Source organism: Paenibacillus sp. FSL H7-0735, from assembly GCF_038008505.1.
Lineage (GTDB): Bacteria > Bacillota > Bacilli > Paenibacillales > Paenibacillaceae > Paenibacillus_AQ > Paenibacillus_AQ odorifer.
Genome location: NZ_JBBOZH010000002.1, coordinates 566359 through 581962, shown reverse-complemented (window position 1 = coordinate 581962; position 15604 = coordinate 566359). Strand labels below are relative to the sequence as shown.

11 protein-coding genes and 1 riboswitch are annotated in these 15604 nt (G+C 43.8%); of the genes, 9 read left to right on the top strand and 2 right to left on the bottom strand.

What is annotated here, in order from left to right; translation table 11 throughout:
- Positions 1-34: 34 nt before the first annotated feature.
- From NSS82_RS30135 to NSS82_RS30100, 8 genes are all read left to right on the top strand, one after another.
- Positions 35-1003 carry an ABC transporter permease gene (locus NSS82_RS30135; RefSeq protein WP_076098803.1) on the top strand — a complete coding sequence of 323 codons (969 nt, stop codon included), beginning with the start codon at positions 35-37 and terminating at the stop codon, positions 1001-1003.
- A gap of 59 nt (positions 1004-1062) precedes the next feature.
- On the top strand, positions 1063-1965 hold the full coding sequence (locus tag NSS82_RS30130) for a carbohydrate ABC transporter permease (protein ID WP_076098843.1): 903 nt from the start codon (positions 1063-1065) through the stop codon (positions 1963-1965).
- A 47-nt stretch (positions 1966-2012) separates the two neighbouring features.
- Positions 2013-3545 (top strand): glycoside hydrolase family 43 protein, encoded by a 1533-nt coding sequence (locus NSS82_RS30125; protein WP_081386566.1) that lies wholly within the window; start codon positions 2013-2015, stop codon positions 3543-3545.
- A gap of 44 nt (positions 3546-3589) precedes the next feature.
- Entirely contained in the window at positions 3590-4609 is a 1020-nt protein-coding gene (locus tag NSS82_RS30120; RefSeq protein ID WP_256715484.1) for an endo-1,4-beta-xylanase, read from the top strand.
- 82 nt (positions 4610-4691) lie between these two features.
- Complete coding sequence (locus NSS82_RS30115) at positions 4692-6746, top strand: alpha-glucuronidase family glycosyl hydrolase (protein ID WP_076104890.1); 2055 nt, start codon at positions 4692-4694, stop codon at positions 6744-6746.
- 24 nt (positions 6747-6770) lie between these two features.
- Positions 6771-7565 (top strand): Nif3-like dinuclear metal center hexameric protein, encoded by a 795-nt coding sequence (locus NSS82_RS30110; RefSeq protein ID WP_370511300.1) that lies wholly within the window; start codon positions 6771-6773, stop codon positions 7563-7565.
- Positions 7566-7649: 84 nt separating this feature from the next.
- Entirely contained in the window at positions 7650-7823 is a 174-nt protein-coding gene (locus tag NSS82_RS30105; protein ID WP_169744809.1) for a hypothetical protein, read from the top strand.
- Between the two features lie 320 nt (positions 7824-8143).
- A riboswitch (cyclic di-AMP (ydaO/yuaA leader) is annotated at positions 8144-8330 on the top strand.
- A gap of 87 nt (positions 8331-8417) precedes the next feature.
- Positions 8418-9245, top strand: coding sequence for an alpha/beta fold hydrolase (locus tag NSS82_RS30100; RefSeq protein WP_080742622.1), 828 nt, complete (start codon positions 8418-8420; stop codon positions 9243-9245).
- 1517 nt (positions 9246-10762) lie between these two features.
- Here the strand turns inward: NSS82_RS30100 and NSS82_RS30095 are convergent.
- On the bottom strand, positions 10763-12523 hold the full coding sequence (locus tag NSS82_RS30095; protein WP_076104892.1) for an exosporium glycoprotein BclB-related protein: 1761 nt from the start codon (positions 12521-12523) through the stop codon (positions 10763-10765).
- A gap of 202 nt (positions 12524-12725) precedes the next feature.
- Positions 12726-13718 (bottom strand): LacI family DNA-binding transcriptional regulator, encoded by a 993-nt coding sequence (locus NSS82_RS30090; RefSeq protein WP_036685385.1) that lies wholly within the window; start codon positions 13716-13718, stop codon positions 12726-12728.
- Positions 13719-14093: 375 nt separating this feature from the next.
- Between NSS82_RS30090 and gtfA the strand changes: the two genes are divergently transcribed.
- Positions 14094-15536 (top strand): sucrose phosphorylase, encoded by a 1443-nt coding sequence (gene gtfA, locus NSS82_RS30085; RefSeq protein ID WP_076104893.1) that lies wholly within the window; start codon positions 14094-14096, stop codon positions 15534-15536.
- Positions 15537-15604 lie beyond the last annotated feature (68 nt).

Sequence of the window (15604 nt, the reverse complement as noted above, 5' to 3'; positions counted from 1 at the left end):
TCTGAAATATATGGATGATGTGGGGAGAAAATATATGGATGAGATTTTAACGGGAAAAAAAGTTAACCGGCATCCTAAAAGAAAAAAGAAGCAACCGATTACTATGACCTTGATTAAGAATCAGAAACAGCTAATTTGGATGTCGGTTCCATTGCTGCTTTATATTATATTATTTGCTTATGTACCCGTCTGGGGATGGACCATGGCTTTTCAGGATTATAAACCAGCTAAGGCTTTTGGCGAACAAACGTGGGTTGGCTTGAAACACTTCAAGTTTCTATTTACGGACGATACCTTTTTAAGGGTACTGCGAAACACACTGGCTATGGGATTAATTAATTTCTTTCTAGGATTTATAACCGCGATAACATTGGCCTTACTTCTTAATGAAATCAAAAACGTATTTTGGAAAAGAACCGTGCAGACCATATCCTACTTGCCTCACTTCCTCTCTTGGATTATTGTAACAGGGATTGTAGGTGTCTCCCTCTCGGTTAACGACGGGATTATCAACATCGTACTCATGAAATTACATCTTATTGATTCACCGATTCTTTGGTTGAGTGAAGGGAAGTATTTCTGGGGTATTGTGGGTGCTTCAACCGTCTGGAAAGAGGTTGGATGGAGTACTATCATCTACTTGGCTGCTATTGCTTCTATAGATCCAGCTTTATATGAGGCTGCTGAGATTGATGGGGCTAACCGGTACAAAAAAATGTTCAATGTAACATTGCCGGGAATTAGACCAACCATTGTAATCCTGATGATAATGTCCATAGGACATGTACTGGATGTCGGATTTGAGGTTCCGTACTTATTAGGGAACGGGCTTACTGTAGACTGGTCGGATACGATTGATATATTTGTATTGAAATACGGGATTGGGCAAGGGAATTATTCCTTAGCCACTGCGGGTGGTATATTTAAAACAGTCGTAAGTGTAACGTTGCTGCTATTAGCTAACTGGACTTCGAAGCGGCTAGGGGAAGAGAGGCTGTTATAATCATGGAAAAAACTCAATTGATTCCTCAAAAATCTCCAAAAAGCAATGCTGGAAAACGGATGAGAAATTTGGGGTTCGAACCCGTAGTGTTCGGCACCTTCAATACTATATTTATGGTTTGTCTAGTTATTGTTACCTTGTATCCATTCCTGAATACTATAGCAGTCTCCTTTAATGCGGGGAATGATACCATCCGTGGCGGCATTTATCTATGGCCTAGAGAGTGGACCATACAAAACTACAAGGCAGTTTTTGCCTCTGGTACAATTATTCCTGCTTTTTGGATTTCGGTAGCACGAACAGTGATATCTACGATCCTGAATCTATTTTTGACCACAATGCTTGCTTATACTTTAAGCCGGAAAGAATATGTTTTCCGCAAACAGATTACCTTTATTTTCGTCCTAACCATGTATTTTAATGCGGGTCTGATTCCGAACTATTTCCTAATTAAGGATCTTCATTTGATTAATACGTTTTGGGTATATGTAATACCGACTATGATAAGTGCATTTAATATGATCGTCATCCGTACTTACATTGGCGGCTTGCATGAAAGTCTTATGGAATCCGCGAGAATCGACGGTGCAGGGGAATTCAAGATTTTCATGAAAGTAGTTTTCCCTTTGTGTAAGCCTGTTCTTGCTACCATCGCCCTTTTTGTCGCGGTAGGTGCATGGAACTCATGGTTTGATGCTTTTATCTACACTTCTTCCCGCCAACACTTGAGTACATTGCAGTATGAATTAATGAAATTAATATCATCTAGTATGAATGCGAATAGTAACGCAAGTGTAGCTAACGGGGCAGGGGTAACTGCTGAGTCAGCGGGGTCAATGGTTACTCCAAAGTCCATTCGTGCAGCCGTTACTATTGTTGCTTCGGTTCCAATTTTGCTAGTTTATCCATTCATGCAGAAATATTTTGTAGTTGGAATGAACGTAGGAAGCGTGAAGGAATAAGGAGCTTGCAATCACTATTAAGTAATAGGAAGGTTGTCTGTTAAATTATGACCCCATCTTCAATCACATACACGAATCCGATACTTCCAGGCTTCTATCCTGATCCAAGTATCACTCGGGCAGGGGATGACTACTATTTAGTTTGCAGCTCCTTTGAGTATTTCCCTGGCGTACCTATTTTTCATAGTCAGGATTTGATTCACTGGACACAAATAGGTCATGTGCTCAATCGTGTAAGTCAGCTGGATACTCGTAAAAGCAAGAGCTCTGGAGGGATATTTGCCCCAACGATCCGGTATCATGAAGGAACGTTTTACATGATAACGACCGAAGTACACGGGAAAGGAAATTTCTATGTTACGGCTACGGACCCTGCGGGTCCGTGGTCAGATCCGATTAGTATTCCTTATGGAGGAATTGACCCTTCTCTAATGTTTGATGAGGATGGAAAAGTATATGTAACCACCCAGCAGGGGGCAGATTATGACTCCCATGCCATCCAATATGAGATAGATATCGCTACGGGAGCAGCATTAACAGAACCTGTTGTCATCTGGACTGGGGATGGCGGACCTTGGACGGAAGGACCCCATTTGTACAAAATAAATGGAATGTACTATATCATGACGGCTTCAGGAGGAACGGCTAAGGAACATCGGGAGATCATTGGCCGCAGCTCCTCTCCTTATGGACCGTTTGAACGATTGCCGCATCCGATATTGACGCACAGCGGTACTGACAATCCCATTCAGTATTTAGGGCATGCCGATTTGATTGAGGATCGTAACGGGGATTGGTGGGCCGTATTCCTTGGAGTAAGACTAGTAGATGCAAAATTTACTGTGCTTGGAAGAGAGACTTTCCTTGCTCCCGTAAGCTGGACTGAAGACGGATGGCCGATGATCGATAATAATGAAGACACTGTCGGACTGGAAATGAAGGTTTCACGTGTACCTGGTCAATCACCAAAACCTGAGACTAGTGGAAGATATGATTTTGATGAACATGTATTGCCGCTGGGATTAGCCTTTCTGCGGAATCCGGCTGAGGGAAGCTGGTCCTTAAACGAACGGCAGGGATGGTTATCTCTTCGAGGACAACCGAAAGGTCTCAGTGAAGTAGGCCAAGTGGCTTTTGTAGGCAGAAGACAGCAGCATACTTCAGCAGAATGGAGCACACTGCTTGAAATGGCTTCATCTATTGCTGATGTGGAGGCTGGACTTTGCGCCAGATTAGATGAGAACGCTCATTATGAAATTGGACTTGTTCAAAAAAACGGCCAAAGAGTGATTACAGCTCATGTGACCATGGATGGAGTAACCCATACAGCGGCAGAGGTTCCAACTACTGCCGAGCGAATTTATTTGAAAGTTAAGGCTGAGCTTACCGAATACAGCTTCCTGTATTCTTTGGATGGGCAGGAGTGGAATAAGCTATCAACAGCAGCAGCGTATCCATTATCCCCTCAAGCTGTAAAAGGAAATGGATTTACGGGTGTACTTATCGGATTATATGCAACAGGTCATGGCAAGGTAGCTGAGGTGCCTGCCTACTTCGATTGGTTCGATTATCAGTCTTAATTATTCGAATACTGATATAAATGCGTTTGTCAGGAGGGAACTTGTTGAGACAAGCTAGTGATTACACAGAACCTGCACTAAAAACAATATTTGCTGAGGATTACAAAATTGGCGCAGCCGTTAACCCGTTGACGATTCAATCACAGGAGCACTTGCTCGCCTATCATTTCAATAGCATTACCGCTGAGAATGAGATGAAGTTTGAAAGTCTGCATCCGCTTGAAGATATTTATAACTTTAAGCTAGCAGATGAGTTGGTTGCCTTCGCCCGAAAATATCATATGGTTATGCGCGGGCATACTTTAGTCTGGCACAACCAGACTACGGACTGGTTGTTTGAGGATAAGAAGGGTGGGCCTGTAAGCAAAGAGGCATTGCTTGCACGGCTCAAATCACATATTCAGACCGTGGTTGGGCGTTACAAGGAAGATATCTATGCTTGGGATGTTGTAAATGAAGTTATTGCAGATGAAGGAGAAGAACTTCTTCGCCGGTCAAAGTGGCTGGATATTGTCGGACCGGAGTTTATCGGCAAAGCGTTTGAATATGCTCATGAAGCCGATCCTAAGGCTTTATTATTCTACAACGACTACAACGAGTCTAATCCCCTTAAGCGCGATAAAATCTATAAAATGGTGAAGTCGCTGTTGGAACAAGGAGTGCCGATCCATGGCGTCGGATTGCAAGCACACTGGAATCTATACGATCCGGACTTAGACGATATACGTGCTGCTATTGAGAAGTATGCATCTTTAGGGCTTCAGCTCCAATTGACAGAGCTGGATGTGTCCATGTTCCGTTTCGATGACAAACGAATGGATTTAAAGGTTGCACCTGCCGAACTGCTCGAGCTGCAGGCAGAGCGGTATGAAGCGATGTTTGCTCTGTTGAAAGAATACCGCGACGTGATTAGCTCAGTCACTTTCTGGGGAGCAGCGGATGACTATACATGGCTGGACGGCTTCCCTGTTCGGGGACGGAAAAATTGGCCATTTCTATTCGATGAGCAGCATAATCCTAAGCCGGCTTATCACCAATTGCTTAACGCTGTCACCAAATCATAGAGCGGGTAACCTGCTCAAGCTTGCGAATTATGAACCCGTCCTTTTCAATCCAGGGCGGGTTATTTATACGGGAGGAATATACATGACAAATACCGCTTATGAGGCTTGGCTCAACTATGGCCAGCTGAAATCTGGATCTCTATACAATCAATATACAAATTGGTGTGGTGAGCTGGTTGTAACGGAGGACAACGAAACGATTCAGGCGGCAGCCGCGGAATTCATACAGGGGATGACCTCTATGCTGGGCAAAGCGCCACTGCTCACAGCGCAATCAGAAGGACCGTGTATCGTTATAGGAACCTTCCAAGGGGGGAATCCGTTAATTGGTAGAGTATTCGCAGGAGAGCGAACCGATTCACTGGGTGCTGAAGGTTTCCTTATACGTACAAACGCTGCTGAGAAATGTATCGCTATCGGTGCTTCAACGCCTGTTGGAATATTGTATGGCGTATTCCATCTTTTACGGCTGATAGGAACAGAAAGCGAAATAGACGCTCTGAATTTGTCTATGAGTCCGGTGAACGGCCTGCGAATGATTAATCACTGGGATAATTTTGATGGCAGTATTGAACGTGGCTATGCTGGACGGTCCTTTTTTTACGAGTCCAATCAATTTCTTAACGATACAAAGCGGCTGCGTGATTATGCCAGATTGATGTCCTCTGTGGGGATCAACGCGATTTCGATTAACAATGTGAATGTTCATGAGCTTGAATCTCTATTTATAACGGAGCAATATTTGCCTGATATCGCGTTAATTGCAGGAATATTCCGCGTATACGGAATTAAGCTATTCCTCAGTGCTAACTTCGCCAGCCCGATACAGATCGGAGCATTGGAGACAGCTGATCCACTGGATTCAGCGGTGCGGCAATGGTGGAAAGATAAGGCTAGTGAGGTTTATCGGGCGATACCTGATTTTGGCGGGTTTGTGGTCAAAGCGGATTCAGAAAATCGACCAGGACCATTCACTTACGGGCGTGACCATGCAGATGGCGCCAACATGCTGGGAGAAGCACTGGAGCCGTTTGGCGGAATCGTGATTTGGCGTTGTTTCGTATATAACTGCAAGCAGGATTGGCGTGACCGTAAGACAGATCGGGCCAGAGCGGCATATGATCATTTCAAACCATTGGATGGCCGATTTAATGATAATGTAGTGCTGCAAATCAAGAATGGACCGATGGATTTTCAAGTCAGAGAACCGGTATCTCCGCTGTTTGGCGCACTGGAACATACCAGTCATCTGATGGAGTTTCAGATTGCTCAAGAATATACGGGGCAGCAGCGGCATCTCTGTTATCTTGTTCCACAGTGGAAAGAAGTCCTTGATTTCAATACTTATGCCAAAGGGCAAACTACGCTTGTGAAACATGTTGTGGACGGATCGGTGTGGGGAAATAAGTATAATGGTGTGGCTGCTGTAACTAATGTTGGAGATGACATGAACTGGACGGGGCATGGGTTAGCTCAAGCTAATCTGTATGGATATGGAAGATTAATTTGGAATCCGGAGCTGACGGCAAAAGAAATAGCTGAGGAATGGATTCGGCTTACCTTTGGCACTGATGAAGGTCTAGTGGCTGCTATTCGCGGGATGTTGATGGACTCATGGAGGATTTACGAATCTTACACAGCTCCATTAGGTGTGGGTTGGATGGTTAATCCGGATCATCATTATGGGCCGAATGTGGATGGGTATGAATACGCCAAGTGGGGAACGTACCATTATGCGGATCATAAAGGCATTGGTGTGGATCGTTCAGTCAAATCGGGAACGGGTTATAGTGGACAGTATATGGGTCTTAATGCATCAAACTATGAGAATCTAGCGTCTTGTCCAGAAGAGCTGTTGCTGTTCTTTCATCATGTTCCATACACGCATGTTCTGCAATCGGGGCAAACGGTTATACAACATATTTACGATACTCATTTCGAGGGGGCAGAGCAGGCTGCACAGCTTCTAGCGACATGGGAATCACTTGAAGGCAGCGTGGATAGTGGATTGTATATGCAAGTGAAGCAACGTCTTGAAGAGCAAGCAGAGCATGCGCAGGAATGGAGAGATCGGATCAATACGTATTTTTACCGCAAGAGCGGAATTGAGGATCTTAAAGGCAGAAAGATTTATTAGATTTCGAATCGAGGGATGATGATAGTGAGCCTCACGATTAGAGCGATTCTGGAAGATTTAATGGGAACTGTGGAACAGGTAGAAGGCACTGTCGATATTCTGAACCCAGGGGAACCGGAAACTGAAGTCACAGGGATTATTACGGCCTTCTCTGCCACACAAAATGTTGTGGAGCAAGCAATAGCGTTAGGAGCCAATTTGCTGATCACGCATGAAGGTGTATTTTATAGCCATCATGCGGCGAGCGAGTGGTTAGAAGGTGATCCGGTTTATCATGCGAAAAAAAGTCTGATCGAACATTCCCAAATTGCTATTTTTCGTTATCATGATTATTGGCATCGGCAAAAGCCGGATGGAATTATGGTGGGTTTACTGCGAGAACTAGATTGGTCCGCATACGTGGAAGAGCAGCAAGCAGCTGCTACGATTCTCACTATTCCTGCTATGACTGTACTGGAAGCTGCTCAATATATTAAAAGTAAGCTAGGGATCTCTTATGTACGCGCTGCCGGTGACCTGTCTCTGTCCTGCAAACGCGTAGGGATATTAGTAGGTTACAGAGGAGGCGGGACGATGGCTATTCCGCATTTTAATGATCACAATCTTGATTTAATTATTGCTGGAGAGGGACCAGAGTGGGAGACTCCGGAATATGTGCGGGATGCAGGGCACCAAGGCAGATCTAAAGCGCTCATCATGTTAGGTCATGCGGAGAGTGAAGCGCCGGGGATGAAATATTTAGCTGAAATCTTAGCAGACAAATATCCCATGCTTTCTAACCGGTTCATTGCTGAACAACCCATCTATCAGATGGTTTAATCTGGGGAAATAAAGAGTACGGAATAAATAAACATATTATGGAGAAAATGAAGGGAAACAGGTCACTGAGAAAGGAGTGTTTCAATGGAAATTCCTTTGGAGGCTGATGAAGTATTAAGTCGGATCAAAAAGCTGCAAAGCGACGGAAGCTCGATCAGTAAAAAACAAGTAAAGCAGAGCGATCCTGAGCTTATGAGAAGTGCGCTGTTCTTTTTTCCAAGCTGGGAGCATGCATTGAAAAACGCCGATCTTTTGTAGCCATAGTATTGTAAGAGGAAGCTAAGTGGACAGGGGAATACCTCTGATTCTGCTTAGCTTTTTTCATATCTCCAGTGAAAAGGATGGCCTTTATATAGAAAGTACTGGTGTTTTAACCTCCGTTTGGCTTGGTTCAGAGCCATTTTCTTAAATAAAACGAGTAAACAAGAGCAAAAGAAAGAGAAAATGAAGAGTATGCTCAATATGAAATGAAAAGCATTGCTTTCAACATTATTTTGACCAGAGCCCTCCTTTACAAGCAAACCTTACAAGAGTATGATTCATCTCAGAACTGACAATTATCTTAAATTTACAATTACATAAGCAATCCGCTTAATTTCCGTTTCTGGAAAGCGGGGGAACCAACAACTGGCAGCCGATGTGAGAGTCGGCACTGGTTATGGGGTGAATCCTGTTCCGGGTGCATAACATGCATCCCTGCAGGTAGGGCAACTCTCACTGCCCGAATCCGACAGCTAACCTCGTAAGCGTATGGAGAGAGGATGAATGGCGTGTTTAGTGATGAATAGCCACAGAGAATCCCTCTGTGGTTTTTTGCTGCGTTTTTAAGCAGATATAGACGTAGAATTTATTATGAAAGAGGTGTTACCTTTGCCTATCGCTAAACTGAACGGAACTTCGCTCTATTATGAAATCAATGGAACTGGCACTCCGGTTGTGTTTATCCATGGACATGGATTAACACACAGTATGTTCAAACCACAGCTGGAGTATTTTTCCGATAAATATAAAGTGATTTTGTGCGATTTACGGGGGAATGGCAAGTCTGGTAAACTGCTGGAGGCCCCACATGAGATTATTGAGACGCAATGTCTGGATTTGATTATGCTGTTGAATGACCTAGGTATTCGTGAAGCAGTTTTTGTAGGAATCGCCTATGGTGGCTTAGTCGTTCAGCATATTGCCAAACAATATCCTGAGCGTGTGAAAGCCATTGTGGTCGCGGATAGCTTCTGTAGGACTCACGGATCAACAATTGTAGGGAAAATACAAACTATGGCAGCATATTGCAGTTTGCTAATGTATTATCTCCCAAGCGAGCTGGTGTTGCCTTCGATTCGGATGATGTACCGAGAGCGCTGGAGTCTGGCCTACAATGAGATTAGAAGAGGGCTGCTGGACAAACGTCCCCGGGAGCTATATCGGCAAAGACTGGCTACAAGCCATGTTGATTACACCAGATGCTTAAAGGCTTTTAAACGTCCTGCTTTATGTATTGTAGGGGACTTTAATGAATTTGGAGTGAATTGTATGAAGGAAATGGTGTCTCAGCTGCCACATGCGCAGTTGGCGATTATTCCGAACGCATTAGATCCAAGTAATCTATGCCAGCCGGAGCAATTCAATGCGATTCTTCAACGTTTCTTAGAGAAGCAGCAGGGCAGTCAGCAGATTAGCTGATCTATAGGGAGACCTTTACAAGCGAAGCGTTTAAGTGGAAAAAGGCGTCCCATAGCCAGGGAGCATGAGCTGGCTATGGGACGTCTTTCTGGGTAGAACTTTAGGGGATTCTCCCTAAAGTGAAGGGGATTATGGCTTCTAGCACGTGAATTAGGGAAATTCTCCCTAAAGTGATAGAGAGCATGGCTCCTAGAACGTGGATTAGGGAAATTCTCCCTAAAGTGAAGGGAATTATGGCTCCTAGAACGTGGATTAGGGAAATCCTCCCTAATAATAGGGTGTTTTTAGCCATAAATGGGTATTTGCAAGAATTTTTAGGGAGGATTTCCCTAAAAACCTTATTTTAAAGCGATTATCGATGAATATTAGGGAGGATTTCCCTAATATAATGGATATCTAACTAAAGGCTGGCTCATCAGTAGTGAAATCTACGAATGAGCCAGCCTTTGGTATTTTACTAACCGGTGGATGTTGAACATTTACAAGCATATTGTACCTAGAACGCCACTTAATGTCCCTACCCTACCACAGCATCAAATATAGTTCACCCGACGTGGGAAAGAACAGTAGTCTCTAAGTAGTGAAGGTAAGAGTATAGAAGGGGCGTAGTAAGCGTCTCACCCGACATGGGAAAGAACAGTAGACTCTAAGTAGTGAAGGTAAGAGTATAGAAGGGGCGTAGTAAGCGTCTCACCCGACATGGGAAAGAACAGTAGACCCTAAGTAGTGATGGTAAGAGTATGGAGGGAGGCGTAGTAAGCAGCGCATCAGACGTGGGAAAGAACGGTAGACCCTAAGTAGTGATGGTAAGTGTATAGAAGGGGCGTAATAAGCTGCTGACCCGACGTGGGAGAGAACGGTAGACCCTAAGTAGTGATTGTAAGTGTATAGAAGGAGGTGTAGTAAGCAGCTCATCAGACGTGGGAAAGAACGGTAGACCCTAAGTAGTGAAGGTAAGTGTATAGAAGGAGGCGTAGTAAGCAGCTCATCCGACGTGGGAGAGTACGGTAGACCTAAGTAGTTAAGGTAAGTGTATAGAGGGAGGCATAGTAAGCAGCTCATCCGACGTGGGAAAGAAACAGTAGACTCTAAGTAGTGATTGTAAGTGTATAGAAGGAGGTGTAATAAGCAGCGTATCTGCAGCTCCTGATCGAGACCAAAGGAAAGGAAGGTTTCGGTAATAGGGATTCAGCCTCCGGACATGAGTAGGAGAGAAGAAGAGCGGGGAGTGGCATTGACAGACTATCGGACTCAAGCGCTCTTATTTGCAATATTTTCCTATTTTTGAGTTGCTATTGGACCCCATAGGCGTTATTTGTACAAAATAGACGCTATTGAGCACCATTTCTGCCCAATAGCGCCTCTCAGGTCCGATGATCTCTCTAAACAGGGATAAATTAACGAATAGCGGCATTTGAGTCCGAAAGATCAAGTAATTGTACCGCATATTACCAAAAAGGCATCTGTCACTCCTTAGAAGGAATGGCAGATGCCTTTTTTTGAATTTGTTTTAATGATTATACAATCGTAAAGCCAGCACTTGCATAACCAGTGACTGTATTTACAAGGGTGAGGCCTGTAGCAGTGGCTGAGAATACCATAAGCAGACGTGTCTGTGGTGTTACAGCAAAATTGATATCATTTGTAATTCCATTGACAAAAGTTCCTAGATTAATAGTACCTGTGATAGGTGGGAGCGCTACTAATGCCCCTGGAATAGCAGTAAATGTGTTATTTGGTGTGGCCGATTGGTACAACTGTGCTGTTACATTTATTGTAGTACCAAGCAGCGATAAAGCTATGGTATTACTGAAATAAGCAGCAAGGGATGTTATCACTCCTGCACGAGGAGTCGAGAATGCAAAGTTGATAAGCGGTCCAAGGAGAGTACCTGTTAAATCAACATTACCGCCAACAAGAGAAATGCCTGTGGCTGAACTTCCGAAGCCTACAAGGCTTGTTGTTCCCACCAAACCACCTAAAACCGTGGTCATAATAATAGGTCCTCCGGATGCCAGCGGAATAATTGCACCGTTACCGGTTGCACCAGTGACTCCGGTAATGCCAGTAGCTCCAACCGCGCCGGGATCACCCGTTGCACCCGTAGCTCCGGCAACGCCGACCGCACCGGGATCACCAGTCGCACCCGTTGCACCCGTAGCTCCGGCAACGCCGACCGCGCCGGGGTCGCCAGTCGCGCCCGTTGCACCAGCAGGGCCTGCCAAGCCTGCAGCGCCAGTCGAGCCAGTCGCTCCAGTTGCTCCTACGCCTGGACCTGCTGGTCCTTGCGCACCTGTTGGCCCTTGAATCCCCTGCACACCCTGTGGTCCTTGAGGTCCCATCGCGCCACCAGCGATTAACAAGTAATCTGGTGAACTCCCGGGTATTCCAGTAGGTCCAGAAACGGTAGCAATATAGGTGCTGCCATTGAAGGTTACTACTTGACCTGCTGGATAAGTAGGACTTTGTGCAGGATTAAAGATTACAATCCCTTGCAGCCCTACCCCTTGCGGCCCCTGAGGTCCTTGAAGTCCCGGTGTTCCTTGAGGGCCTTGAGGTCCTTGGGGGCCTGTGGAGCCCCCAGCAATTAATAAATAATCTGGTGAACTTCCAGGTGTTCCCGTTGGTCCCGCAACAGTAGCTATATAGGTACTACCATTGAAGGTTACTACTTGACCGGCAGGATAAGTAGGGCTTAATGCAGGATTAAAAGCAACAATTCCTTGCAGCCCTGCCCCTGTAGTTCCCGTTGCTCCCGGAACCCCCTGAGATCCTTGCGGCCCCTGAGGTCCCTGTGGTCCCTGTGGCCCTTGAGGTCCAGTCACACCTTTAATAGGTAATCCAATTGCTTGTGTAATAGAAGCCTGAATATGTCTGATCTGAATAATCAGCTGATCTTTGCAATTAGGGTCAATCTTCGTGGCGAGAATAAAAGATAATAACTCAGCTAATAGCAGTTGAAGATTAGTGCCAACGCTTACGACTGAGAAGGGACTGACTTCGGTCGATACAATGGTTATCTCTACTACAGAAAGTAGCTCAGTTCTAAAAGGGCTGCATAACTTAGAAGTATGCAAGAATTCCAATAGCTCTCTTAACACTCTTTGGAGATTGACAATATGAAGTGTTGTGGGATTCGTAAGTACGGGGGGTACCACTGCAGAGAGATCAGTGACTATTTTTAATAGTGCGTTACACTCCCTCTTTCTAATAGGACTGCTGATCCTTCCATGCTTGTTTAGGATAGCATCGCCTTTAAATGGTCTGTAATCAGGCATATTTCTATATCTCCTCCTTGAACTTCTCCTGTTCATTCCTTTAAAAAATGGGAACCTGCCCAATCAGCATATTCTGAGAAGCGGAAGTTGTTACAATAATTGCCCTGAAAGCCGTTATTCCTGAAAGTCGTTATTAATGAAGCAATACAAAAAAAAGGCAGGCCACCGCTAATTACGGTAGTCTACCTTTTTAATAGATACGTTAAGTAGTCTCTCCTTTAATAAGAGTTACGTCTACAGTAGTGTTGTTGATTAGCTCTCCGTCAGCACTTTCGATCATTTGCAGGAGAGTATTGGTCAGCATGACCCCGATCCGATCACTAGGTTGCATAATGGTAGTCAATTTAGGACTCTGAAGCATGCGGGTAAAGCTGTGGTAATCATAACCGATGATTTTCAGTTGCTCGGGCACTCGAATGCCTTGCTGTTCAGCATAAATGTATAAAGCATAAGCCACAATATCATTACTGCAAAATACTCCATCATATTCTCGAAGTTGGGCTGGAGAGATATTTTCGGTGACAAAGGACCAAAAATAATCAAAGGTAAGCTTATTGTGCGCACCTTCGATAATATCGTAGGTTACACCATGTTTCATACTAGTGATGACAAAAGCATCCCGACGACGATTCGCTAGAATATCCAGATCTAGCGGGCCGGAGATATGTAGCAACCGTTTACAGCCCAGCTGTATCAAATGTTCGGTAGCTAGCTCACCACCGCGGTAATTATCCGATCCCACACAAGGAATGTTGGAGGAAATAAAACGGTCAAAAGAGACAATAGGGAAAGGGACCTTTTTATAGCTTTCAATATTCATGGTGTGGCTGCACATGATAATGCCATCTACTTGATTCTGGCGAAGCATGCTAATATAGTTGGCTTCTTTCTCAGGATCGTCAAGAGAATTGCATATTAGCAATTTATAGTTTTTTTCATTAGCACTCATTTCAACATACTTGATGAGATCGGAAAAGAAAGGGTGGTTCGAATCTGGAACAATAATCCCAATAAAAAAGGATTGATTCTTCTGTAAGGCTCTGGCGATTTGATTAGGATGATAATCTAAGGCGTCCATCGCTTGTTCAACTTTTTTACGCGTCTCTTTGCTGATATATCCCCGGTTGTTCATTACTCTGGACACGGTAGCTACAGCAACGCCCGCTTCCTTGGCAACATCTTTAATACTTGCCATACCCTCATCCCCGTTTCATAAAATGCTCTAATCTATATTCTACAACGTTTCTTGGATTGTTGACACTAATCAAGACTAACAATTGTAAAAGCATAGATTGTTTTTGATAGTTATAATAGGTATGTTATACGTTACCACAAAATATTTAGGTATAATATTAAATATCAATAATTTTGTCTATATTATATGAATATAATTATATGAAAACGTTTGACATATTATTTGCGCATCTATAAAATTGGTTTTGAATAAACGTTCATCTAGGGAGGAACAGGATTCTTAGGAGAACGCTTTCATTAAATTACATTAGTTTGATGATTTCTCAGACCTTATGAAGCAAGAGTGTATAAATTGAAATAGAAGGAGAACTCCAATATGCAGATTAAAAATGAAGCTATGCTTATCACTTACGCAGATAGCATGGGAAACAATTTAAAAGAACTAAACGAAGTACTGGATACACACTTGCAAGGAGTCGTGGGTGGGGTTCATTTATTGCCGTTTTACCCCTCTTCGGGCGACCGGGGATTTGCCCCGATGGATTACACCAAGGTTGACTCAGCTTTTGGCGACTGGGCGGAAATTGAACAGATGAGCCAGAAGTTCTACATGATGTATGATTTCATGATCAATCACATTTCACAGCAGTCTCCATACTTTCAAGATTTCCTTGAGAAGAAGGATGAATCGGAATATAAGGATTTATTCATTCGTTACAAGGATTTCTGGCCTAACGGTGAACCAACTGAGGTTGATGTGGATTTAATTTATAAACGTAAACCGCGGGCGCCATACGTAGAGGTTACTTTTAAAGATGGGACGAAGGAAAAGGTTTGGTGTACGTTTGATGAGCAGCAGATTGATCTGGACGTGACTACGGAAACTACGAAGAAATTCGTGAAAGACAATCTGACCTTTCTTGCTGATAAAGGAGCATCGATTATCCGGCTGGACGCTTTTGCCTATGCCAACAAAAAGATCGGTACCAACTGCTTTTTCGTAGAACCGGATATTTGGGAAATGTTGAATTTGTCTAAAGAAGTAGTAGCACCTTATGGCGTAACTGTTCTTCCGGAAATCCATGAGCATTACAGCATTCAATTGAAGATTGCAGACAAGGATTATTATGTCTATGATTTTGCCCTGCCAATGTTGGTATTACATGCTCTGTATAGTGGAAAAGTAAATCGGCTTGCGCATTGGCTGGAAATCTGTCCGAGAAAACAATTCACTACCCTGGATACGCATGACGGCATCGGCGTAGTGGATGTTAAGGACCTGATGACCGACGAAGAAGCTGAAATGACCAGAGAAAGCCTATATAGCCAAGGAGCGAATGTTAAGAAAAAATATAGCTCCGCCGCTTATAATAATCTGGATATTTATCAAATTAACTGCACTTATTATTCTGCACTTGGCAATGATGATCAGGCATATCTTTTGGCCAGAGCTATTCAGTGCTTCGCCCCTGGTATTCCACAGATTTATTATGTAGGTCTATTCGCTGGCGAGAATGATATTGAGCTGCTCGAAAGCACAAAAGAAGGACGCAATATTAACCGCCATTATTATTCTAAAGATGAAATTGCTGCTGAGGTACAACGTCCTGTTGTTCAAAAGCTGTTCGCATTGTTAAAATTCAGAAATAGCTGTCCAGCTTTTGATGGTGAGATCAAGATTGAACAAGGTAGTGAGAATGAGCTGAACATCACTTGGAAAAATGAGAACAGTGTGGCGAAGCTTGAAGCGAATCTGTTGACCAAAGAATACACCATTCTTGCAGGTGAGAATGAAGCAAATATTGCGAAGGTATTTTAATATTTCATATGATATCGATGGGTGTTCCAAAGGCTGGGTTAAAGGCTGCTGGAACACCCTTCTTTTTG